Origin of the sequence: Cobetia sp. 29-18-1 (assembly GCF_029846405.1) — a bacterium.
Lineage (GTDB): Bacteria > Pseudomonadota > Gammaproteobacteria > Pseudomonadales > Halomonadaceae > Cobetia > Cobetia amphilecti.
Genome location: NZ_JARWKS010000005.1, coordinates 56742 through 79472 on the forward strand (window position 1 = coordinate 56742; position 22731 = coordinate 79472).

Genomic DNA, 22731 nt, shown 5'->3' on the forward strand with positions numbered 1-22731 from the left:
CAGCGGCAGGGCATCGAAAGGCGCAACATGGTACCCAAAGGTCTGCAGCGAATCGAGCATTCCCGGCATATTTCCTGACCAGTCAGACGAGTTCTGGCGTCCTGCCAGTGAGTTGATCCGCTGCAGACCTGCAAGCCTCATGCCAGACGGGAGGCCATGACCCGCTCGACGGTCTCGACAATGGCCTGGGTCTGCGGGTCGACTTCAAGGTTGACCTGATCACCGACGGCGCGCACGCCCATCAGGGTGCGCTCGAGTGTCTCGGGAATCAGATTGACGCAGAAGCGTGTGCCCTGCACCTCGCCGATCGTCAGGCTGACACCGTCAAGTCCCACATAGCCCTTGTCGAACAGAAAACGCATCAGCTCGGCCGGCGCCTGGAACCAGATACGACGATTGTCGGCAGTGGCCTCGATGGCATCGATGGTCACCATCGCCATCACGTGCCCGGACATCGAGTGCCCGCCGATCTCGTCGCCGAAGCGTGCCGCTCGCTCCACGTTCACGACGCTGCCCACCTCGAGCTCGCCCAGATTGGTCAGACGCAGCGTCTCGCGCATCAGGTCAAAGCTGGCCAGTTGACCCTCAAGCGCCGTCACGGTCAGACAGCAACCGTTATGGGCCACCGAGGCCCCCAGCTCCAGCCCCGCCTCCAGTCCCGCCGGCAACCGGACCTGATGCGTGCGAAAGTCAGTGCGTTCTTCAATGGCCACCACTTCCGCCATGCCTTGTACGATACCCGTGAACATGCGTGATCTTTCCTTGCACTGCTGCTTCTTGCTGTCGAGAAGCCGTGAATAAGGGACGGCATGCAGCAGCGAGATGGCCGGCATGCCCAGCCGAAATCCTAGCATGGTGGACTAGCCGTCGACATGCTGGCGTTGTCTGCCGCGGGGGTGCGCGGCGTTGCCGCCCTCGCCACCCGCTTCCCGTCTCCCGTCTCCCGTCTCCCGTCTCCCGTCTCCCGTCTCCCGTAACAGGCGAGCACGGCTGTCACGGCGAGCGCGGAGCGGGCCGCAACTCATCCCCGACTGACCGTCAAGACAGGAAAGCCGTCGATGCCTGTTGAAACCCGCGTCACGACAAGAGCCTTGTAAGAAATGGCTTACAGAGCGCATCGCCAAATTGCCATATCGAACGACAGTTCGAATAAACGTCCAGCGCAAGACCAAAGTCGTTGACACCCCCAAGGTGACTGATAGAATGCGCCTCAAATCTGTTTGGCGCCGATTTGTACCCGGATTGCGGGCGCCCACCACGAGAGCTGGTCTCACGGGGTGCAAGTTCTGCTAAAAGGGTGTGTCCAGCGTTGATGGCCACCCGTCTTGGGTGGTCTTTTTTCTCCCCACTGGATCGCTCCCCTCTTCGCTGTCTGCCATGTGCGCAGACGCCGGCAGAACGTTCTGTCCTCTACAGACCTTCGCCCGCAATCCGGTTGGTGCCTTAACCACTCGGACCCCCATGATCACACTCAAGAACGTCTCCAAGACTTACGGCAGTGGTGACAAGGCCGTGGTCGCGCTCAAGGATGCCAGCCTCACGGTTCCTCAAGGCGCCATTACCGGTGTCATCGGCCTGTCCGGTGCCGGCAAGTCGACCCTCATTCGCTGCGTCAATCTGCTCGAACGCCCCACCGCCGGTAGCGTCGTCGTCGATGGCCAGGAACTGACCGAGCTCGACGAGTCCGCCCTGCGCAGCGCTCGTCACCAGATCGGCATGATCTTCCAGCACTTCAATCTGCTCTCCTCACGCACGGTCTTCGCCAATGTGGCATTGCCGCTGGAGCTGGCTGGCATCTCGAAAGACGAGATCAGAAAGCGCGTCGAGCCATTGCTGGAGCTGACCGGCCTGAGCGACAAGGCCGGCCAGTATCCTGCCCAGCTGTCCGGGGGTCAGAAACAGCGTGTGGCCATCGCCCGCGCGCTGGCCAGCCGCCCCAAGGTGCTGCTGTGCGACGAGGCCACCTCGGCGCTCGACCCGCAGACCACCGCCTCCATCCTTGAGCTGCTCAAGGACATCAACACCAAGCTGGGCCTGACGATCCTGCTGATCACCCACGAGATGGAAGTGGTCAAGAGCATCTGTGATCAGGTCGCCCTGATCAGCGGCGGTGAACTGGTGGAAGTGGCCTCGGTAGGCGATTTCTTCACCGCACCGCAGACCCGCCTGGGTCGCGAGTTCCTCAATGACTTCCTGGAACTTGAGCCGCCACGCGCGCTGGTCGAGCGCCTCGAAGCCACCGCCGGCCCGCACACCCACCCGGTGGTGCGCCTGGCCTTCAGCGGCGACGCCGTCTCCACTCCGCTGATCTCGCGTCTGGCGCGTGAATGCCAGGTGGATGTCAGCATCCTGCAGGCCAAGGTGGAATCCATTCAGGACCGCACCCTGGGCCTGATGATCGCCGAACTGATGGGCGACAGCCGCCAGACCCAGCAAGCGCTCGATTATCTCGAATCCCACGACCTGAAAGTGGAGGTGCTCGGTCATGTCACCCGCACTGCTTGAACTCGTCCTGTCCTCCACCCTCGAGACCCTGTACATGGTCGCGGTGGCAGGCCTGATCTCCGCGGCACTCGGCATTCCGCTGGGCGTGGCCCTCTATACCTCGCGCCCCGGCCAGATTCTCGCGCGCCCGGCACTCAACAGCGTGCTGAGCATCATCACCAACATCGGTCGCTCGGTGCCGTTCATCATCCTGATGGTGGCGATCATCCCGCTGACACGCCTGATCGCGGGCAGCTCGATCGGCACCAATGCCGCCATCGTGCCGCTGACCATCGCCTCGATTCCCTTCGTCGCCCGCCTGATCGAAGGCGCGCTGAATGAAGTCGGCCCGGGGCTGGTCGAGGCCGCACAGGCCATGGGCGCCACGCCGATGCAGATCATCACCAAGGTACTGCTGCCGGAAGCACGCGGCGGCATCATCAATGGCCTGACCATCACCGTGGTGACGCTGATCAGCTATTCCGCCATGGCCGGCACCGTCGGTGGCGGTGGCCTGGGGGATCTCGGCATTCGCTACGGCTACAACCGCTTCGACCCGATGGTGATGCTGGTGACCGTGGTCATCCTCGTCGTCATGGTGCAGGGCTTCCAGAGCCTGGGCGACCATCTGGTGCGCAAGTCGAACCACAAGTAAGCGTCGCTCCATGAGCGGTGACTGACATAGAAGTGGCGTTCGATCTACAAATCACACGGCTTTCGGTATCGTGACGGCTCATCACCATGAGCCGTCACTCATAACATCCCGCGGACCCCGCCGGTCACGTCGGATCACAAGGAGAACATCGATGCGCAACATGCTGACCACGCTTTCTTCCCCGCTGCGCCTTGCCGGCGCTGCCACCCTGCTCGGCGCCACCCTGCTGGCAGGCTGTGGCAACGACGCGTCCGACGAGAACACCCTCAAGATGGGTACCGTCGCAGGCCCGGAAACCGAAGTGATGAAGGTCGCGGCCGAGATCGCCAAGGAAAAGTACGACCTGAACGTCGAGATCACCGAGTTCACCGACTACGTGTCTCCCAACGCCGCGCTGGCCGATGGCTCTCTGGACGCCAACGCCTACCAGCATCAGCCGTACATGGAATCCATGGTGCGTGAGCGTGGCTACAAGTTCGCCAGCGCCGGCAAGACCTTCGTGTACCCGATCGGCGCCTACTCCGAGAAGTACGCAGACATCAGCGAACTGCCGGACGGCGCGACCATCGCCCTGCCGAACGATCCGTCCAACGAAGGCCGCTCCCTGATCCTGATGCACGATCTGGGCATGATCGAGCTGACCGACAAGGGCAACCTCGAAGCGACCCCGATCGACGTCGCCAAGAACCCGCATGACTACCAGTTCAAGGAAATCGAGGCTGCCCAGCTGCCGCGCATCCTGCCGGACGTCGACCTGGCCTTCATCAACAACACCTTCGCCCAGCCGGCTGGCTTGAAGCCGGAAGACGCGCTGATCCGTGAAGGCGCCGAGTCTCCGTACGTCAACCTGATCGTCGTGCGTCAGGGCGATGAAGACAGCGAGAAGGTGCAGAAGCTGGTCAAGGCCTACCAGACGCCGGAAGTCGAAGCCAAGGCGGAAGAGCTGTTCAAGGGTGCGGCGGTGCCGGGCTGGAAGTAAGCCTCACCCCACGTCACTGACAGACGCCTGAACGCAAAGCGCCGACCACTGGTCGGCGCTTTTGCATCCGGTGGATGCACGCATCTCATCGCGCCCAGATGCCGACGCTGCGCGAGAAGACACACGCGCAGGACACGCTTGAAACAGGCGACCCGCGACCGCATTCTTGCGCCATCTCGCCACCTTACCTATCCCTCAGGAGCCCTCATGGCCACTCGCCCCGACTATTCACTGCTGGCCCGCCAGCTGGATGCCATCCTCGATACCCGCGACTGGCTGACCAACGCCTCCCAGACGGCTGCCTTCGTCAACATGACGGTGGAGAACCTCAACTGGGCAGGCTTCTATGTACAGCGTCAGCCGCAGATCCTGCACCTGGGGCCGTTCCAGGGTCAGCCGGCCTGCCACCCGATTCCCTTCACCAAGGGCGTGTGTGGCGCCGCCGCCACCGAGCGCACCACCCAGCGTGTCGCGGATGTACACGCCTTCCCGGGCCATATCGCCTGTGACGCCGCCTCGCGCAGCGAGCTGGTCATCCCGGTGCTCATCGAGCAGGACGGCCAGCAAGTGCTGTGGGGTGTGCTGGACCTGGACAGCCCTAGCCCCGAGCGCTTCGACGAAGAGGATCAGGCCGGCATCGAGCGCTTGGTCGAGATCTTCATCGCCTCCAGCGACTTCGACAGCGTTCCTGCCTGACAAACTGAGCGCCCGCCTGACAGGCAGCCTGAACGTCAGCATCACGCTCTGCCGCCCGCCGCGCCACCCGCACGGCGGGCGGTTTGCGTTGTGGCCTGCCAGGCCTTGCACAGCCCCGTACGAGATGACAGGTTAAGAGCTCTCGCCCCCGACAGGAGCCAAACATGTCATCCCGGTCGCCATCTCATCCCTCGTCGCTCTCTACTTCGCCCTCCACATCAACCTCTACATCGCCCTCCTCCCCGGATTCGCCGCCCCCACATGCGGAGGCCTCGCTGCAAAATCACGACGATGCGCATGCCGGCCTTGAGCGAGTCATCAAGCATCTTGAGTGTATCAAGGCCTTCACGGCGCGCACCGGCAATGACCTCGGTGCCAAGCGCACCCTGCTAGAGGCTTACTTCGCCGCCGACGCCAGCATTCTCGACACCGGCGTGACACCGCGCCTCGCGATGGTGCCGGGTGGCGAGGGAGAGCGTGTCTGTGAGATATTGCCGGCACCCGATGACGCACCAGCGCGCCCGCGTCGCCTGCTGTATGTGCATGGCGGCAGCTGGATCGCAGGCTCGCCTGCCGGCCATCGTCCTCTGGCAAGCCGCCTGGGGCGAGCGGCACGCGCCGAGACCTACACCCTGGATTACCGCCTCGCGCCAGAGGCCGCCTTCCCGGCCGGCCTGCAGGACGTGCTGGCCGCGTGGCGCTGGCTGTGTGACGAATACCCGCAGGACCACCTGCTGCTGGCCGGTGACAGCGCGGGCGGCAACCTCACGCTGGCGGTCGTGAATGCGCTCAAGAGCGCAGGCGAGCGGCTGCCGGATGCGGTGATCGCCTTCTCGCCCGCCACGGACCTCAGCTGGGGCAGCGCCTCGCTGGCGCGCAAGGCCGAGGTGGACCCGATCCTCGACCCCAATCTGCTGCCCTTTGTGAGCATGGCCTATGTGCAGGACGGCACCGACATGAGCGATCAGCGCATCTCGCCGCTGGAGGGAAATCTGTTTGACCTGCCTCCGACGCTGATCCAGTGCGGCGAGGCGGAGATCCTGCTCGACGACAGCCGTCGCTACGCCACTCAGGCGCAGGACTGCGGCTCGCCCGTCACATTGAGTCTGTGGCCGGACATGCCACATGTGTTCGTCGGTTTCGCTCCGCTGCTGAGCGCTGCCAATGCCGCCCTCAAGGAAGCACGCGAATTCCTCGACACTAAGCTTGCCTGAGCGGCGCCTCTCTCGCCAGATGTTACGCACTGGTCACACGCCAGCCTCGCGGCAGATTTTCATGACACGCACACGAAAACGCCCGACTCGATGAGCCGGGCGTTTTCTGGAATCTGGTAGGACCAGGCGGATTTGAACCGCCGACCTCCACGATGTCAACGTGGCGCTCTAACCAACTGAGCTATGGTCCTGAAGTGTGGCAGATGACACAGGAACACTTGAAACATACCGTGGAACGGTTTGGTAGGACCAGGCGGATTTGAACCGCCGACCTCCACGATGTCAACGTGGCGCTCTAACCAACTGAGCTATGGTCCTGAATCAAGTGGCGCGATGTTGCCATCAGTGCCGATGCTGGTAGGACCAGGCGGATTTGAACCGCCGACCTCCACGATGTCAACGTGGCGCTCTAACCAACTGAGCTATGGTCCTATGTCAGCATGCTGAAACGCGAAGCAGTGTGATGCGAAGTGCTTTGCCCTGTCAGCGAGGACGTATTCTACGCAACTCCCGTTTTGATGCAACCCCCTGATGATAAAAAATTTTCTCGCCATTCCGCCTTGCCATGATCAGGCAAATAGAACGGGCATAGAGCGGACACAGAACGAGCACGGACCGGCCGCGCGCGTGGCACGCAAGCGAGGCACGTCATCGCGGCCAGGCCTGAAAAGAACTCACCCGGTCTGATCTGCCCTGCTCTGCCCTGCCCTGCTCTGCCCTGCTCTGCTCTGCCCTACGCCGCCAGCCACTCTTGTCGAATGGCACAAGGTTGGCTGGCAGCGCACGGACACGACAATGGCTGGCCGCAGCGCCTCGACGGCTAGAGGAAGACCCGACGCAGCGCAGCTGCCAACACGGCCCCCAGCAAGGGGCCAGCGATCGGCACCCAGGCATACTGCCAGCCCGAACTGCCCTTGCCGGCAATCGGCAACACCCAATGCGCGATGCGCGGCGCCAGATCGCGCGCCGGATTCATCGCGTTGCCGGTTGGCCCACCCAGTGACAGGCCGATCGCCCAGACCAGCACACCGATCAGATACGGCAGCGCCTGATCCGTGATCAGCGCGCTGTCGACCATGCTGCCGATGGCGAAGATGAGCACCACCGTCGCGATCGCTTCACTGATGACATTGGCCGTCTTGTTGGCCACTGCCGGATCAGTACAGAAGACCGCGCGTTTGCGCAGCGGGTCTCGGGTCACCTCCCAATGCGGGTAATAGGCCGCCCACACCAGTACCGCCCCCATGAAGCAGCCCAGCAGCTCCGCCAGCATCATCCTGGCGACCTTGAGCTCGTCGGTATGCACGCCCAGCAGGTATTTCGCGATCGTCACCGCCGGATTGAGATCGCCGTAGGGCGACCCTGTCGAGGTCGAGACCAGCACCCCGACCATCACGGCAAATCCCCAGCCGGCATTGATCATCAACCAGCTGGAACCCGCCCCCTTGGTGCCCCTGAGCATCGCATTGGCGACCACGCCACCTCCCAGCAGAATCATGAAGGTGGTGCCCAGAAACTCGCCCGTCATGACGTCAGTCCACATCTTGATGACCTCCGCCACTTGCCCCCTGTCAGTCGTCTACCGCCACCTCTCGCCCGCACGAACGCGCCCCATGACGATGAAGTGGTGCTATCGCCGGGTGATGGCAAGAAAAGGCGGAGACCCGAAATGACTTCGCCCCGTCGAGGGACGGGGCGAAGTCAGGCTACAGTGCCACAGGTGCAGGGGGCTGCTCCAGCGGATTGCGGCAAGGATTTGTTACAGCAGCAGATGCCACATCGAGGCCGCGATCAAGGCACCCGCCAGGGGGCCGGCGATCGGCACCCAGGCATACCCCCAGCCGGAGGCGCCCTTGCCGTGGATCGGCAACAAGGAGTGCGCGATACGCGGGCCCAGATCACGTGCCGGGTTGATGGCATAACCGGTCGCGCCACCCAGCGAGAGGCCGATGGCCCATACCAGCATGCCGACCAGATACGGCAGCAGGCCAGCGCTGATGGTGCCGGAACCGACGATGGCGCCGATACCGAAGATCAGCACCACGGTACCGATCACTTCGCTGAGCATGTTGCCCAGACGACACTCGACTGCCGGGTCGGTGCAGAACACCGCACGCTTGAGGCCAGCATCGCTGGTGCGCTTCCAGTGCGGCAGATAGGCCAGCCACACCATCACGGCACCGGCGAAACAACCGAGCATCTGCGCGATGACATGTCGCGCCACATCAACGAGGGTGGCATGCACCCCGAGCAGATACTTGGCCAGCGTCACCGCCGGATTGAGGTCCGCCTGGGGCGAACCGGTCGAGACGGCCACGAACACGCCGATCATCACGGCAAAGCCCCAGCCGGTGGTGATCACGATCCAGCCGGAACCATTGCCCTTGGTGTCAGACAACACCACATTGGCGACCACACCACCGCCGAACAGGATAAGGAACAGACAGCCGAGAAACTCGCCTGTCATGACATCGGTCCACATGCTCAGTGGCCTCCGTCGCTTTTCACTCTTTCCACCGCTTCCAGCCAGCCGGCGTAGAGGCGCTCACGCTGCTCTTCCGCCATTTCCGGGGCGAAGGTCCGCTCGCAATGCCACAGCTCGCTGATCTCATCCAGGCTTTCATACCAGCCGATATGCAGGCCGGCCAGATACGCGACGCCCAGCGCCGTGGTTTCCAGCACGCGCGGACGATCCACCTTCACGCCCAGCATGTCAGACAGGAACTGCATCACCCAGTTGTTGCTGACCATGCCGCCATCCACGCGCAGATTCGCGCAGTTGATGGCCACGTCATCCAGCATGCACTCCTGCAGGTCACGCGTCTGATAGCACACCGACTGCAGGCCGGCCGCCACGATATCGGTGATGCCAGTGCCACGGGTCAGCCCCAGAATCGCGCCACGCGCCTGCGGGTCCCAGTGCGGTGCCCCCAGGCCAGTGAAGGCCGGCACCATGTAGACGCCGTGGTCGGCCTTGGCCGCACGCGCCAGCGGTTCGGTTTCGGAGGCATCGGAGAACAGCTTCAGGCCATCACGCAGCCACTGCACGGTTGCGCCCGCCACGAAGATGCTACCTTCCATGGCATAGGTCGGCTTGCCATTGAGGCGATAGCCCACCGTGGTCAGCAGACGATTGCGGGACAGCTCCATCTTCTCGCCGGTGTTCATGATCATGAAGCAGCCGGTGCCATAGGTGCTCTTGCTCATGCCGGGCGTGAAGCAGGCCTGACCGACCAGCGCCGCCTGCTGATCGCCGGCCACGCCGCGAATCGGCATCGCCGCACCGAACAGCTGCGGGTCGGTGGTACCGAAATCATCACTGGAATCCAGCACTTGCGGCAGCAGGCTTTCCGGGATACCGAACAGCTCCAGCAGCTCGCTGTCCCAGCACTGATCGACGATGTTGAACAGGCAGGTACGCGAGGCGTTGGTGGCATCGGTGACGTGACGCTTGCCGGCGGTCAGCTTCCAGATCAGATAGCTGTCGACGGTACCGAAGGCCAGCTCGCCCTTCTCGGCGCGTGCGCGAACGCCTTCGACATTCTCGAGAATCCAGCGCAGCTTGGTCGCGGAGAAATACGGGTCGATCAGCAGACCGGTCTTCTGCTGGATCATGTCACCATGACCGGCATCGGAAAGCTCACGACAGTACTCGTGGGTGCGGCGGTCCTGCCAGACGATGGCGTTGTAGACCGGTACGCCGGTCTCGCGGTCCCAGACGATGGTGGTCTCACGCTGGTTGGTGATCCCGATGGCGGCCACCTGCTCGGCGCCGACATTGGTGTTGATCAGCGACTGACGCACAGTGCGCTTCACCGACCCCCAGATATCATCGACGTTGTGCTCGACCCACCCGCTGTCCGGGAAATGCTGCGGGAATTCTTCCTGGGCCAGACCTGTCACCGTCCCTTCACGATCGAACAGGATGGCGCGGGAGCTGGTGGTACCCTGGTCGATCGCGAGAATGCGCGTGGGTCCATCGACGCGAGAGTCTTTCTCTGGCTTGGGGCTAGACATTATGACTGTCCTTGGCTTCGAGGCTGCTTCTGAGAGTACACGTCAGCGGAGACTGCGGTACTTCACTATATTGGCTCGGGTATCATGTGAGGGCGACAGGAGAAAGCGGGTTGGCTTTGTTCTTTCCGCGCTTGGCAGGCGCAGCGAGAACACTTCCTCTTGAACCATCACAACCGAACACGAAATGTTCGTCTTCGAATATCGCTGCAAACGTTAGCGCCAAATGCGCGCTATCACAAACGTATTACCAATCAATATCATTGTACCTTGGTCTCATGCCCAATGCGCCGACATGGGCTGTTGCAGCTTCGCAACACCTTGACGCCATTCGTCAAATTGCACTGACGCCCCCCTGTTGGATTAGGATGTAGCCTCACTGGACGACCCCACTCCCCAACGGCAACCGTGATGCGCACTTCCTGACATGAAGTGAACTCACGATCCGCAGCCGCTGACAACAAGAGAGCAGGATGATGCAGCCAAAGCGCCATCGCGCCATTGTCGAACTGATCACGCGTCAGGGATATGCCTCAATCGAGCAGCTGGCCAGTCACTTCGAGGTCACGCCGCAGACCATTCGTCGCGACCTCAATCAGCTGTCCGAGGCCGGCGCGCTCAAGCGCGTGCACGGGGGCGCGGGGCTTGAGTCCAGCACCGTCAGCACCGCCTACAGCACCCGCAAGACATTGAACCTGGGCGCCAAGCGGCGCATGGCGGCGGCCCTGGCCAGGCAGATTCCTGACCACGCCTCGCTGTTCATCAACATCGGCACCAGCAACGAGATGGTGGCCGAGGCGCTGTGTGATCACCACGGGCTTGAAGTCATCACCAACAACCTGAACGTGGCGGCCATCCTCCAGCACAAGGAGGATTTCAATGTCATCGTGGCCGGCGGCATGGTGCGTTCCCGCGATGGCGGCATCATCGGCGAGGCCACCATCGACTTCATCAACCAGTTCAAGGTCGACTTCGGGATCATCGGCATCAGCGGCATCGATGAAGATGGCTCGCTGCTGGAATTCGATTATCAGGAAGTGCGTGTCGCCCAGGCGATCATCCACAACTCACGCCAGGTCTTCCTGATCGCGGATCACTCCAAGTTCCAGCGCAATGCGGTCGTGCGTCAGGGCAACCTGAGCCAGCTCGATGCGCTCTTCACCGACATCCAGCCCCCGGAAAGCATCCTGACCCTGATGCGTCAGCACGAGGTCGCGCTGCATGTCGCCGGTGACGAGTCGTCGGACGAGAGTGGTGGCGCTTGAGCACCAGGCCGCGCCATCCAACCCACTAGTCGCCTCACCGACTAGTCATCGCGCAATCAGGGCCAGGCAATACGCCGTCGTGCAGCCTGGCCCGGCTCTCACCCCTTATCCCTTGCCCTCTTTTCCTTCTTGCCCCCTTTCCTCCTTCCCCCTCGCCCCTTTTCCCCCTTTTGCCCCCTTTGCACCGATGAACCTCGCATATCACGAAAGCTAACCAGCTGCTGACTGTGCGCTGCCCAGCGGCACCGCTTCGTCTCCGTATATCGTGTCATGACGCTTGATCAGTCACCGCGGGCATGGTCTGCGCCGCCCGCGCGGCAACATGACAGCCAGGCGCTTCATGAAAATGTCACGCCATGATCAGAGACTGAGAAAAAACACCGGCAAGACAACAGGTTGAATATCAGGCAATCCTCGGTTGCCAGACACTCGCCCAAATGATCACTTCCGAAAGCCATCAGCGCAGAAGAATCCCCTTGATGTTCGACTTTTGCTAAGCTATGTTCACTTTCGAAAACCTATTATCGCGCACCTTGCCGGTGCAGACTCATTCGCCCCACCCGGTAGCGCCGGGCACGAGCAGGAGCAGCCCATGTCCCGCGACAACGATGCACTTCTTGACCTCTTCATCATCGGCGGCGGCATCAATGGCGCCGGTATCGCCAACGATGCCAGCGGCCGTGGCCTGAGCGTGGCCCTGTGCGAGCAGAATGACCTCGCCAGCGCGACCTCCTCCGCCAGCAGCAAGCTGATCCACGGCGGCCTGCGCTACCTGGAGCACTACGAATTCCGTCTGGTGCGCGAGGCCCTGCAGGAGCGCGAGGTACTGCTCAAGAAGGCGCCGCATATCATCTGGCCGCTGCGCTTCATCCTGCCGCACCAGCCGCATCTGCGTCCGGCGTGGATGATTCGTGCGGGCCTGTTCCTGTATGACCACATCGGCAAGCGCGAGACCCTGCCAGCCTCCAAGGGCCTCAAGTTCGGCGAGCAGAGTCCGCTGGTCAGCGAGATCAATCAGGGCTTCGAATACTCGGATTGCTGGGTCGATGATGCTCGTCTGGTCATCACCAATGCGCTGCAGGCGCGCGAGCAAGGCGCCGAGATCATGACGGGCACCCGCTGTGTCGGCGCCCGTGATGTCGAAGGCCACTGGGAGCTGACGCTTGAAGATGTCAGCAGCGGCGAGACCTTCATCCGTCGCGCACGCACCCTAGTGAATGCGGCAGGCCCGTGGGTGGAGTCCTTCATCAAGGGCGCCACCGAACGCACGCCGCGCTACGGCATCCGCATGATCCAGGGCAGCCACCTGATCGTGCCGCGCATCAACACCGATGACCGCGCCTTCATCCTGCAGAACAAGGACAAGCGCATCGTCTTCGTGCTGCCCTATCAGGAAGACTTCAGCCTGATCGGCACCACCGACGTGCGCTACAAGGGCGACCCCTCCGAGGTGGCCTGCTCCAGCGATGAGACCGACTACATGCTCGAGGTGGTCAACCATCACTTCAAGCGCAAGCTGAGCCGCGATGACGTGGTCTCGACCTTCTCCGGCGTGCGCCCGCTGTGTGACGACGAGTCGGCGGACCCGTCCGCGATGACGCGTGATTACACCCTGCACCTGGATGACAGCGGCGCACCGATGCTGTCCATCTTCGGCGGCAAGATCACCACCTATCGCAAGCTGGCCGAATCGGCACTCGAAGACCTCAAGCCGCTGCTGCCGAGCATGGGCGAGCCGTGGACCCACGAGCAGGCCCTGCCCGGTGGCGATATCGAGAGCCGCGCAGCCTTCACCCGCCAGCTGCAGCGCGACTACCCGTTCCTCGGCGAAGCACGCGCCCGACGCTTCGCCTCAAGCTACGGCAGCCTGTGCCTGCACTTCCTCGACGGCAAGAAGAGCGAGGCGGAGCTGGGCGAGGACTTCGGCGCAGGCCTGAGCGCCGCCGAGATCGACTACCTGGTCGAGCACGAATGGGCGCGTGAGGTGCAGGACGTCGTCTGGCGCCGCACCAAGCTGACGCTGCGCCTGAGCGATGAGCAGAAGACGCGCATCGGCGACTACCTCAAGGAACGCCTGCTGGCACGCGCCGCCTGATGAAAACCGGCTGAGCCAACAGCAAAAAAAGCCCGCCCCTCCTTGCCGGAGGGGCGGGCTTTTCGTTCAGGGACAGCCGGAATTTCAGGTCATGTATTGACGACTTACTGGATACCGCCCGCCGTTAGCTTGGCCGGGTCGAGCAGACGCTCCAGCTCCTCGCGTGACAGCTCAGTCTCTTCCTCGGCCACATCCAGAATCGGACGCCCGGCCTGATAGGCCACCTTGGCCACTCGCGCCGCCTCGTTGTAACCGATCACCGGATTGAGCGCCGTGACCAGAATCGGGTTCTTGGCCAGCGGTGCCTCGATGTTGTCCTGACGCACGCTGAAGGTGGCAATGGCCTTGTCCGCCAGCAGGCGGCTGACATTGGCACTCAGTGTGATCGAGGACAGCAGGTTGTTGGCGATCAGCGGCAGCATGACATTGAGCTGGAAGTTGCCGCTCTGCCCGGCGATGCCAATGGTGGCGTCATTGCCCATCACCTGCGCCGCCACCTGAGCGGCCGCCTCGGGAATCACCGGATTGACCTTGCCCGGCATGATGGAGCTGCCCGGCTGCAGAGCCTCAAGCTCGATCTCGCCCAGCCCTGCCAGCGGACCGGAATTCATCCAGCGCAGGTCGTTGCTGATCTTCATCATCGCCACGGCGTAGGTACGCAGATGGCCGGAGAGCTCGACTGCCGTGTCCTGGGAGGACAGCGCCGCGAAGAAGCTCTCGGCGGGACGGAAGGCATGGCCGGTCTGGTGTGAGAGGCGGTCGGCGATGCGCTCGGCGAATTCCGGATGCGCGTTGATGCCACTGCCGACGGCGGTGCCTCCCTGGGCGAGGCGCTCGAGGCGCGGCAGCACCTGCTCGATGCGCTCGATGGCCTGCCCGACCTGCGCCTGCCAGGCACCCAGCTCCTGACTCATGCGAATCGGCATCGCATCCATCAGGTGAGTGCGGCCGGTCTTGACGACATCGTCCACCTCAGAGGCCTTGCGGGAGATCACCTCATGCAGATGGCGCAGCGCCGGCAACAGGGTGTCCGAGACAGCGATGACGGCGGACAGATGAATGGCCGTCGGGATGACATCATTGCTCGACTGGCCCATGTTGACGTGGTCGTTGGCGCCGACGGTCACGTCCTTGTCGCCCAGATGCTGATTGGCAAGCTGCGTCAGCACCTCGTTGACGTTCATGTTGGTCGAGGTGCCGGAACCGGTCTGGAAGACATCTACCGGGAATTGATCGGCATGCTCGCCGTCGATGATCTGACGCGCCGCCTTGATGATCGCCTCGGCACGCACGTCATCCAGCAGCTCCAGGTCACGGTTGACCTCGGCGGCGGCCAGCTTGATACGCGCCACGGCACGAATGAAGGCAGCAGGCAACGGCTGGCCGCTGACGGGGAAGTTGTCGACCGCTCGCTGAGTCTGGGCGCCATAGAGTGCGCTGGCCGGCACTTCGAGTTCACCCATGCTGTCGCGTTCACGGCGGGTCTGGCTGCTCATGCTTGTCTCCCTGTGCTGTTGCATATGACGTCGCACCTGGCTGGCGTCACTGATGGGCGGCTGGCAACAACTTGATCAATGACCTGATCGCCAGCTTCGATCCCCTGATGATCACTTGGGGACGCACAGGATACCAATCAAGCCGCTTGATGGTAGTGATTATCAATAACAATTACACATTCATTGCCGGGCTCCGTCATCACCCGCCCTGCAACGGCACGGACGCACGCTTGCGAGATGGCTTGTCACCAATCCTCTGTTACGCAAGACGGGGCCTCGGTTACACTACCGAGCATGCGAGGGCCTATGGCTGGCCCTTTCCAGCGGCCCACTACCACCTTAGCGAGGACAGCATGAAAAGCCTGAAAGAGCAGACTGAAGCGAAGGTTGAAGCTGGGCGCCAGGCCAAGCCTGATTTCATGAAGAATGTCGATGAGATCATCGAAAACGCCAAGGCTTTGCAACAGGGTGCGAATGCTCTCTCCGTGGGCGAGAAGGCACTCGGGTTCGCGCTGCCCAACGCCGCAGGCCAGGCAGTGTCTCTCGAGGAATTGCTCGAATCAGGCCCGGTCGTGGTCACCTTCTATCGTGGTGACTGGTGCCCCTACTGCAGCTTGCAGCTGAGAGCCCTGAATGAGCGACTCGATGACATTCGTGCTCACGGCGCACAGTTGGTCGCCATCAGCCCACAGGTGCCGGATGACTCGCTCTCCGAAACCGAGATCGATGAGATGCAGTTCCACGTGTTGTCAGACCAGGACGCAGAGGTCGCCTCTCGCTATGGCGTCGCCTGGAAGGTGCCGGACTATCTGATGGAACACATGCGCGTGGACCGAGAACTCGATCTGGATGCCATCAACAACGGTGATGGCAGTGTATTGCCCATCCCGGCGACCTTCGTCATCGCACAAGACAGAACCGTGAGCTGGCGTCACGTCGATGTCGATTACCGGACACGCTCGGAACCCGAAGATATCGTCAACGCCTTGAAAGAGCTCACCTGACATCCTCACAGGCACTCGAGGCACCCCAGACGCCTGCCACCGCCGGCGTCTGGGGTAATATCTCCCGCGTGAGAGGCAGCAGTCTTGAATCACTACAGTCTTGAATCACTACAGTCTTGAACCACCATGGTCTTGCGCCACCGCAGCCTTGAGCCACCTCGAGCCTGAATCAGCAGCGCAGTGGAGATACCACGCCTCCACTGCATTCCCATCAATGTCGACCACCACCTCATCTTCTCCAGCAACGGGACCCTGTCGCTCCAGATGTTCACCTCATTCTCGGTCACGATGACTGAACCCCTCCACCCTCGGGTAGCCTCTTCCTCATGACAAGCACAGTGAGATACGCCCGATGAAATGGTTCTCGCACAACCCTTACTTCACCTATCTGCACCGCCAGCGCCTGCATATCCTGCGTGTGACCGTCGCCCTGACGCTGTGCTTTTCCATCATCGAACTGTTCAGCCTGCCGCACAGTTCCTGGGCATTGGTCAGTACCGTGATGGTCATGGGCAACCTGCCCCACGTCGGCGGTGTCATCGACAAGGGTTGGCAACGTCTGGTCGGCACGCTGCTTGGCGGCCTGTGGGGCCTGATCCTGATTCTGGTCGCCGAGCCGCTGCCGGGCGTGGTGCCCTTCTGGAGCATCGTCGGCATCGCCCTGGCGCTGAATGCCACCTTCAGCAATCGCTATGGCTACAGCTCGCTGCTGTTCTGCGTCACGCTGCTGATGGTGATCGGTGATGGCAATCATGATCTCGGCATCGGGCTATGGCGCGTCTTCAATGTGGTGCTGGGCACCCTGATCAGCATCGTGGTCAGCATGGTGCTGCTGCCCCAGAAGGCGACGGATGTCTTCCGTTTCCTGCTGGCCGACAACCTCGACAAGCTGGCACGCCTCTACCACGGTCATACCAAGGCCGAGCGTGAGGGCGTCAATGAGGGTCTCGCGCTGGTGCGTGCCACCTCGGCGCAGCTGGTCAAGCAGCGCGGGCTGGTCGATGCCGTCGCTCAGGAAGGCCGCATCAATCGTGCCGACATCGAGGAAATCCTGTCCTTCGAGCGCCGCATGATCTCGACCATCGAACTGCTGCAGGAAACCCACTGGAACACCCGCGAAGGGCATGAATTCATCGAGGGGCTGGATGGCCTGCGCGATGCCCAGCATCGTCTGGCCCGCGCCCTGGGGACCCTGGCCTTCCAGGTGCGCACCGGCCAGAGCATCGAACTGACGGTGACGCCCTTCGACCTGCAACGCTATGCCGATGTCCGCAATGTCGAGAGCCGCAACGGCCGCGCGCTGTTCAGCCCGGCAGGCTACCTGTGGCTCAATCGCGAGCTGGCACGCCTGACCGAAGCCCTGGGCGAGCGCCTGGCCTTGCTGGAGCGTCTGCCGAGCCAGCGCCTGCAACGCCGACTGCCGGGCCATGGCCTGATCAGTGATGCACGCCGCCTGTTCCTGCCGGAAGACCCGACACCGGGCGATACGGCAGCCCCCATCAGACGCGAGAACCGCGCTGGCGAGCATCACTCCTCGGTCAGCGAAGCGCCGGCCAGCAAAGCGACGGCCAATAATGAGACGGCCAGCAAAGCGCCAGCGAGTGATGACAGCATCAGTGACAACAGCAGCGATGAGCCAGACCGCCACGACAGGCGCCAGCCGGACTCGGCCGGCAATGAGACTGCCAGGAAAGACACATGAACTCAGTATCCGGAGTGACTCCCGCAAGCCAGCATGACGTGCTGATCGTCGGTGGCGGCGCGGCAGGTTTGACCCTGGCACTCAGCCTCGCCAATCGCCTGCCCCCCGGCCCGCGCACCCGCCGCGTCACGCTGTTGCGTCCGGCGCGTGAGGCACAGGGCGCCAGCCGCTGGGCGCAGGGCGGTATCGCGGCGGTGCTGGCGCCCGAGGACGATGTGGAATCCCATGTCGCCGACACCCTGATTGCCGGCGATGGCCTGTGCAACGAGCGTGCGGTGCGCTTCACCGTCGGTCACTCGCGGGAGGCCATCGAATGGTTGATCGCACTCGGCGTGCCCTTCACCCCGGCCGACGCCGACGCCAGCTACCCCTTCCACCTCACCCGTGAAGGCGGGCATGGTCGCCGCCGCATCATCCATGCCGCCGACGCCACCGGCCGAGCGCTGCTCGATACGCTCAGCGCCCATGTCGAAGCCCATCCGAACATCGAGATTCTCGAAGACCTGCTGGCCGTCGACATCGCGGTCAATGCGGGTCGCGCCAGCGGTCTGTGGGTGATGGATGGCACGGGCCAGCGCCAATGGCTGGCGGCCAATGACCTGGTACTGGCCACCGGCGGCGCCAGCGGCCTGTTCGCCCACGCCACCAGCCCGAGCGCCAGCGTCGGTGATGGCATGGCGATGGCGACCCGCGCCGGCGCCAGCCTGATGAACCTGGAGTTCCAGCAGTTTCATCCCACCTGCCTGCATGACCCCGATGGCACGCCCTTTTTGATCTCCGAGGCGGTGCGGGGCGAAGGGGGACTGCTACTGCGTCCGGATGGACATCGCTTCATGGCCGATCATGATCCGCGTCTGGAGCTGGCGCCGCGTGATGTCGTGGCACGTGCCATCCTCGCCGAGATGCGCACGCACGGCCTCGAGCATGTCTGTCTGGATATCAGCGCGCTGGGGGCCGAGGCCATCGAGCACCACTTCCCGACCATCGCCGAGCACTGCCTGGCACGCGGGATCGATATTCGTCATGCACCGATTCCCGTCGTCCCTGCCGCCCACTACAGCTGCGGCGGCATCGCCACCGGACTGGATGGCGCCAGCGACCTGCCGGGCCTGTGGGCCATCGGCGAAGTCGCCTGCACGGGCCTGCACGGCGCCAACCGCATGGCCAGCAACTCGCTGCTCGAGTGCCTGGTGCAGGCGCGCGCCTGTGGTGAAGCACTTGGGCAGCCGCGCCGCGCCGACGAGCCACGCCTGATGAGCACGCTCGACTCGCTGATGCCGCAACACGCCGCCCTGCTCACACAGCTCGCCGACAATGGTCAGGTCTGGCGCTGCGTGATGCATCTGAGCGCCGACGAGGCGCGCACACGCCTGCAAAGCTTGCGCCAGCTGATGAGTCTGCAAGCGGGGATCGAGCGCAGCCAGCACGGCCTGAGGGAGGCGTTGAAGCAGATAGCGCAGTGGGTCTCGCTGGAGGCGGGGCAAACGGCGGAGACCGAGCAGCACAGGCAAGCTTCAGCGCCGCGTGCAGGGCTCGATCATCTTGCGCTCTATCAGGCCCTGACGCTGGCACCGCTGCTGCTGCTGTGCGCCCATCAACGTCATGAGTCACGTGGCCTGCACTTCATCCGCGACTTCCCGATGCCGGCGCCGCGTGCCCGCGATAGCGTCATTCGGCTCTCGGCCTTCGCTGCCGCAAGCTGAGCGGCTCTTGAGAAGGCTTAAGGCCCATGAGCAGGCTCAGCGTGGGTGGGCTCCCTGGGCAGCGACGCGCCGCAGGGCCTCCAATGGCGGCGGCTGACGCGGCAAACCATGCGGCAAGGGCGGCCACAGCAACCACAGCCGCAGCTGGTGAAGGTCTTCGCTGGAGGCGCTATCCGGCCACAGCCATACCCGCTGGGTTTTCAGGTGCTGCTGGCCCGCGCCCTGCGCTCTCAAGCCTTGCAGCTCCACCCCCTGTGGCCCGAAACCCTGCGGCGAGATCTCGAGCCCCAACAGACGTGGTGAGCACCACAGACAGCGCACGTTGACGGGCTGCCAGCTGCGTGAGGCACCATCGGCCCACCACCAGCAGAGCTGCATTTCCGGGTGACGATGGCGCGCATCTAACGCAGGCGGGATGTCGCTGGCTTCGGTCTCGGCTTCAGCCTCATGCTCCGGCACTGGCGCCTGGCCACCGCTGGCAAGCGCCGCATCGGCGCAGAGGCTGCCCCCCAGGGCCAGCCAGACTCGCGCCTCGGGGTCCTTGAGGCGCCGCCGAGCCTGGCGCCACCACGACACCAGCTCTCCGGCCTGCAGCAGCCAGCCCAGCCCCATCACGCCCAGCAGCGCCATGACGCCATCCGGCAGCTGAGCGAGCCCCTCAAACGCACAATGCCCCGCCTCGAAAGGCAGGGCATTGCGTAGAAATTGCCACTGACAGGTCCACCACGTACTGACAAGGAACTGGCCAGTCGCCAGCTCGGCAAGCCAGACCCACAAGGCGAGACTCGCCGCCAACAGCCCGACGCGCAGGCTGGCGTGGGTCGCGAACGCCTGTCTAGAGGCCCTTGAACTGATCGCGCTCGCCATTCTCGGCATTGGCGATCACCATGTTGATCAGGCGCTGGTACTCGGCATTGCCGCACGGGTCGCGCTTCATCAGCCACACGAAGAGGTCCTGATCCTCTTCGGCCAGCAGCTGCACATAGAGCGCCTTGTCGTCTTCGCTCAAGGCGTCGAAACGCTGCTCCAGAAACGGCAGCAGCAGCAGATCGAGCTCCCACATGCCGCGACGCGAATGCCAATGAAGCCGCTTGCGAATCACATCTTCCATTGCCTGAACCTCAGTCGTCACATCAATGCGCGCAGTATACCCGAGGGGGGCGTCAGCGGCATCCGTTGACCCGTTGCTCGGGCAGGAATTGGCAATCCGTGCCGTGATCGGCAATGATGTCCCTAGTGCGTTGTTTTCTCAGGATTTGCCCATTATGCTGAGGAGATAACAATCACAAGGATGCGTGTGCCTGTCCGGTGACAAGAGGTCGCCCGGCTGCCGCATCACGAACGCCTTTCGCGAGAAAGGTGCAGGCATGGAGAGATCCGATGACCAAGTCCGAGCTGATCGAACAGATAGCCATGCGACAGCCTGAGTTGTCGCTCAAGGATGTAGAGGCCGCGGTTCGCATCATCCTCGATGATGTGACAGACGCCCTGGCCCACGGCGGTCGCGTCGAGATTCGCGGTTTCGGCAGCTTCTCGCTGCACTACCGTGAGCCACGACTGGGGCGCAACCCCAAGACCGGTGAGCCGGTGGACCTGGATGGCAAGTTCGTCCCCCACTTCAAGCCCGGCAAGGAGCTGCGCGAGCAGGTCGATGCCAGTCGCGCCCTGGGGTATTGACGACAGCGCGACTGATGACAGTGCTGAAGACGACGGCGCGGCTGACTGACAGCGCTGCCCGCAGAGGAAGACCCGGCGTGACGGGCCGGCTGGCTCAGCGCCGGCCGACATCTGCTCAAGCCGTCATGCCAGAGACGACAGCCACCCACCTCACGGCGTCGCCGCCAAGACTCGCGCGATGGGCAGTGATACACTCGCTCCCAGATGATTCACGACTGCATTTCATGACAAGGAAACCGTTATGCGTTGGCTAAAAGGTCTCGTTCTGGCCGTGATCCTGCTGATCGTCCTGCTGGTCGGTATTCTCTTTGCCGTTCACAACCAGCAAGCCGTGTCCCTCGACCTCATCTGGGTAGAGCTGCCTGCTGCATCCCTTTCCATGTGGCTGCTGTTCTCGCTGGCCGTCGGCGTCGTGCTTGGCATGGTCGCGATGACCGGCATGTACCTGCGCCTGCGCACGCTGTTGACTCGTGCCCAGCGTCGCAACCAGCAGCAACGCAAGGAACTGGACCAACTGCGCATCCAGGAGATCAAGGAAGTGGCATAAATGCCTGATCTGATATTGCTGGGATTGCTGATGGCGGCCATCGCCATCGGATTCTGGCTGGGGCGGCGTGATCGTCGCCCCGATGAACAAGCACCGGCTCCTGCCACCCTGTCCCGCGACTACTTCGTCGGCCTCAATCATCTGCTCAACGAGCAGCCTGATCGTGCCATCGAAACCTTCGTTCAGGCCCTGGAAGTCAACAGCGACACCGTCGATACCCACATCGCGCTGGGCAATCTCTATCGCAGTCGCGGCGAAGTCGATCGTGCCGTCAAGATTCACCAGAACCTGCTGGCCCGCCCTGCCCTGGATAGCGAACAGGGCGAGCGTGTCCAGCTGGAACTGGCCCGCGACTTCATGCGCAGCGGTGTCTATGACCGCGCCGAGAAGCTGCTGGAAACCCTCCTCAAGCAAGCGCAGCACGACAGCCATCGGCGTGCCGGCCGCCGCCTGTTGATCGACCTCCTCGAGCGGGAACGCGAATGGGAGGCCGCACTCGAAGTCGCCCACGCCATTCTGCGCCAGGAAGGCGGCATCCGCCGCGCGGCGGCCCACTGGCACTGCGAACTGGCCGCGCTGGATATCGCCGAAGGCAGCCAGGCGATGGCCCGCAAGCGCCTCAAGCAGGCGCTCTCCACCGACGAGAAATGCGTACGCGCCAACTGGATGCTGGCCGAGATCGAATTCGATCATGCCAACTACAAGCAGTGCATCCGCCTGCTGCAGCGCATTCCGCGTCAGGACACCGGCTTCACCCCCATCATCCTCGAGCCACTGGGCAACGCCTTTCGCATGCTGGATGACGAGAGCGGCCTGGTACGCCTGCTGCATCAGGAAGTCGAGCGCGCGCCCTACACCACGACAGTCATCAGCCTTGCGCAATTGATCGAGCGCCGCGAGGGCGTCGAGGCCGCTGCCAGCTTCGCCAGCGAGCAGCTGCATCGTCACCCCAGCCTGCGCGGCGTCGACTACCTGCTCGATCTCTACCTGCTGGATGCCGATGAGCGCGAGACCGAGCGTTTCAATCTGCTCAAGCGTCATACCCAGCAACTGATCCAGGCGCGTCCTCGCCATCGCTGTCATCGCTGCGGCTTCGAAGCCTCGATGCTGCTCTGGCAATGTCCGAAGTGCCGCCACTGGGGCACGGTCAAGCCGATCACCGGCCTGGAAGGCGAGTAACGGCGCCAGCTGTTAGACAGA

At 63.1% G+C, this 22731-nt stretch carries 20 protein-coding genes and 3 tRNA genes; 13 read left to right on the forward strand and 10 right to left on the reverse strand.

Going from position 1 to position 22731, the window contains the following annotated elements; genetic code table 11:
* Positions 1-137: 137 nt before the first annotated feature.
* Positions 138-749, reverse strand: a complete 612-nt coding sequence (locus tag QD208_RS05385) for a riboflavin synthase (protein ID WP_054557313.1) — start codon at positions 747-749, stop codon at positions 138-140.
* A gap of 712 nt (positions 750-1461) precedes the next feature.
* Between QD208_RS05385 and QD208_RS05390 the strand changes: the two genes are divergently transcribed.
* The 5 genes from QD208_RS05390 (at position 1462) to QD208_RS05410 (ending at position 6028) form a co-directional block, all read left to right on the forward strand.
* A complete protein-coding gene (locus tag QD208_RS05390) occupies positions 1462-2505 on the forward strand; it encodes a methionine ABC transporter ATP-binding protein (RefSeq protein WP_107336315.1) in 1044 nt (347 codons plus the stop codon).
* Positions 2486-3139, forward strand: coding sequence for a methionine ABC transporter permease (locus QD208_RS05395; RefSeq protein WP_107336314.1), 654 nt, complete (start codon positions 2486-2488; stop codon positions 3137-3139). Before QD208_RS05390 ends, QD208_RS05395 begins: the two co-directional genes overlap by 20 nt.
* 160 nt (positions 3140-3299) lie before the next feature.
* Entirely contained in the window at positions 3300-4118 is an 819-nt protein-coding gene (locus QD208_RS05400; RefSeq protein ID WP_043335679.1) for a MetQ/NlpA family ABC transporter substrate-binding protein, read from the forward strand.
* A 207-nt stretch (positions 4119-4325) separates the two neighbouring features.
* Positions 4326-4814 carry a GAF domain-containing protein gene (locus QD208_RS05405; RefSeq protein ID WP_131432461.1) on the forward strand — a complete coding sequence of 163 codons (489 nt, stop codon included), beginning with the start codon at positions 4326-4328 and terminating at the stop codon, positions 4812-4814.
* 164 nt (positions 4815-4978) lie between these two features.
* Positions 4979-6028, forward strand: a complete 1050-nt coding sequence (locus QD208_RS05410; RefSeq protein ID WP_279836056.1) for an alpha/beta hydrolase — start codon at positions 4979-4981, stop codon at positions 6026-6028.
* Between the two features lie 114 nt (positions 6029-6142).
* On the opposite strand, the gene QD208_RS05415 is transcribed toward QD208_RS05410, so the two are convergent.
* From QD208_RS05415 to glpK, 6 genes are all read right to left on the reverse strand, one after another.
* Positions 6143-6219, reverse strand: a tRNA-Val gene (locus tag QD208_RS05415).
* Positions 6220-6269: 50 nt separating this feature from the next.
* Positions 6270-6346, reverse strand: a tRNA-Val gene (locus QD208_RS05420).
* A 37-nt stretch (positions 6347-6383) separates the two neighbouring features.
* Positions 6384-6460 (reverse strand) — tRNA-Val (locus QD208_RS05425).
* Positions 6461-6848: 388 nt separating this feature from the next.
* Positions 6849-7571, reverse strand: coding sequence for an aquaporin family protein (locus tag QD208_RS05430; protein ID WP_279836059.1), 723 nt, complete (start codon positions 7569-7571; stop codon positions 6849-6851).
* A 216-nt stretch (positions 7572-7787) separates the two neighbouring features.
* The gene (locus QD208_RS05435; RefSeq protein WP_249330616.1) at positions 7788-8510 is read right to left on the reverse strand and encodes an MIP/aquaporin family protein; all 723 of its coding nucleotides are present in this window, start codon (positions 8508-8510) and stop codon (positions 7788-7790) included.
* Between the two features lie 2 nt (positions 8511-8512).
* Positions 8513-10045 (reverse strand): glycerol kinase GlpK, encoded by a 1533-nt coding sequence (glpK, locus tag QD208_RS05440; RefSeq protein ID WP_131432463.1) that lies wholly within the window; start codon positions 10043-10045, stop codon positions 8513-8515.
* A 470-nt stretch (positions 10046-10515) separates the two neighbouring features.
* Here glpK and QD208_RS05445 point away from each other — a divergent pair, with 470 nt between their 5' ends.
* Both QD208_RS05445 and glpD read left to right on the forward strand, forming a co-directional pair.
* Complete coding sequence (locus QD208_RS05445) at positions 10516-11307, forward strand: DeoR/GlpR family transcriptional regulator (RefSeq protein WP_213114877.1); 792 nt, start codon at positions 10516-10518, stop codon at positions 11305-11307.
* A gap of 592 nt (positions 11308-11899) precedes the next feature.
* Positions 11900-13402, forward strand: a complete 1503-nt coding sequence (glpD, locus tag QD208_RS05450) for a glycerol-3-phosphate dehydrogenase (RefSeq protein ID WP_279836063.1) — start codon at positions 11900-11902, stop codon at positions 13400-13402.
* 104 nt (positions 13403-13506) lie between these two features.
* Here the strand turns inward: glpD and QD208_RS05455 are convergent, their stop codons facing one another.
* Positions 13507-14898, reverse strand: coding sequence for a class II fumarate hydratase (locus QD208_RS05455; protein ID WP_279836066.1), 1392 nt, complete (start codon positions 14896-14898; stop codon positions 13507-13509).
* 71 nt (positions 14899-14969) lie between these two features.
* Between QD208_RS05455 and QD208_RS05460 the strand changes: the two genes are divergently transcribed.
* The 3 genes from QD208_RS05460 (at position 14970) to nadB (ending at position 19307) form a co-directional block, all read left to right on the forward strand.
* Positions 14970-15902 (forward strand): peroxiredoxin-like family protein, encoded by a 933-nt coding sequence (locus QD208_RS05460; protein ID WP_279836068.1) that lies wholly within the window; start codon positions 14970-14972, stop codon positions 15900-15902.
* A 352-nt stretch (positions 15903-16254) separates the two neighbouring features.
* Entirely contained in the window at positions 16255-17604 is a 1350-nt protein-coding gene (locus QD208_RS05465) for an FUSC family protein (protein ID WP_279836070.1), read from the forward strand.
* The gene (gene nadB, locus QD208_RS05470) at positions 17601-19307 is read left to right on the forward strand and encodes an L-aspartate oxidase (RefSeq protein WP_279836071.1); all 1707 of its coding nucleotides are present in this window, start codon (positions 17601-17603) and stop codon (positions 19305-19307) included. The genes QD208_RS05465 and nadB overlap by 4 nt, the downstream gene beginning before the upstream one ends.
* Positions 19308-19343: 36 nt before the next feature.
* Here the strand turns inward: nadB and QD208_RS05475 are convergent, their stop codons facing one another.
* Together QD208_RS05475 and QD208_RS05480 are read right to left on the reverse strand one after the other, a co-directional pair.
* Positions 19344-20183 (reverse strand): hypothetical protein, encoded by an 840-nt coding sequence (locus tag QD208_RS05475; RefSeq protein WP_279836073.1) that lies wholly within the window; start codon positions 20181-20183, stop codon positions 19344-19346.
* Entirely contained in the window at positions 20143-20418 is a 276-nt protein-coding gene (locus QD208_RS05480) for a succinate dehydrogenase assembly factor 2 (protein ID WP_043335628.1), read from the reverse strand. Before QD208_RS05480 ends, QD208_RS05475 begins: the two co-directional genes overlap by 41 nt.
* Positions 20419-20687: 269 nt before the next feature.
* Here QD208_RS05480 and QD208_RS05485 point away from each other — a divergent pair, with 269 nt between their 5' ends.
* The 3 genes from QD208_RS05485 (at position 20688) to lapB (ending at position 22710) form a co-directional block, all read left to right on the forward strand.
* Positions 20688-20984: an integration host factor subunit beta gene (locus QD208_RS05485; RefSeq protein ID WP_043335630.1), complete on the forward strand. Its 297-nt coding sequence runs from the start codon at positions 20688-20690 to the stop codon at positions 20982-20984.
* A 241-nt stretch (positions 20985-21225) separates the two neighbouring features.
* Complete coding sequence (locus QD208_RS05490) at positions 21226-21531, forward strand: LapA family protein (RefSeq protein WP_279836074.1); 306 nt, start codon at positions 21226-21228, stop codon at positions 21529-21531.
* Positions 21532-22710, forward strand: a complete 1179-nt coding sequence (gene lapB / locus QD208_RS05495; RefSeq protein WP_043335632.1) for a lipopolysaccharide assembly protein LapB — start codon at positions 21532-21534, stop codon at positions 22708-22710. It begins immediately after the preceding gene.
* The last annotated feature ends 21 nt before the right edge of the window (positions 22711-22731 follow it).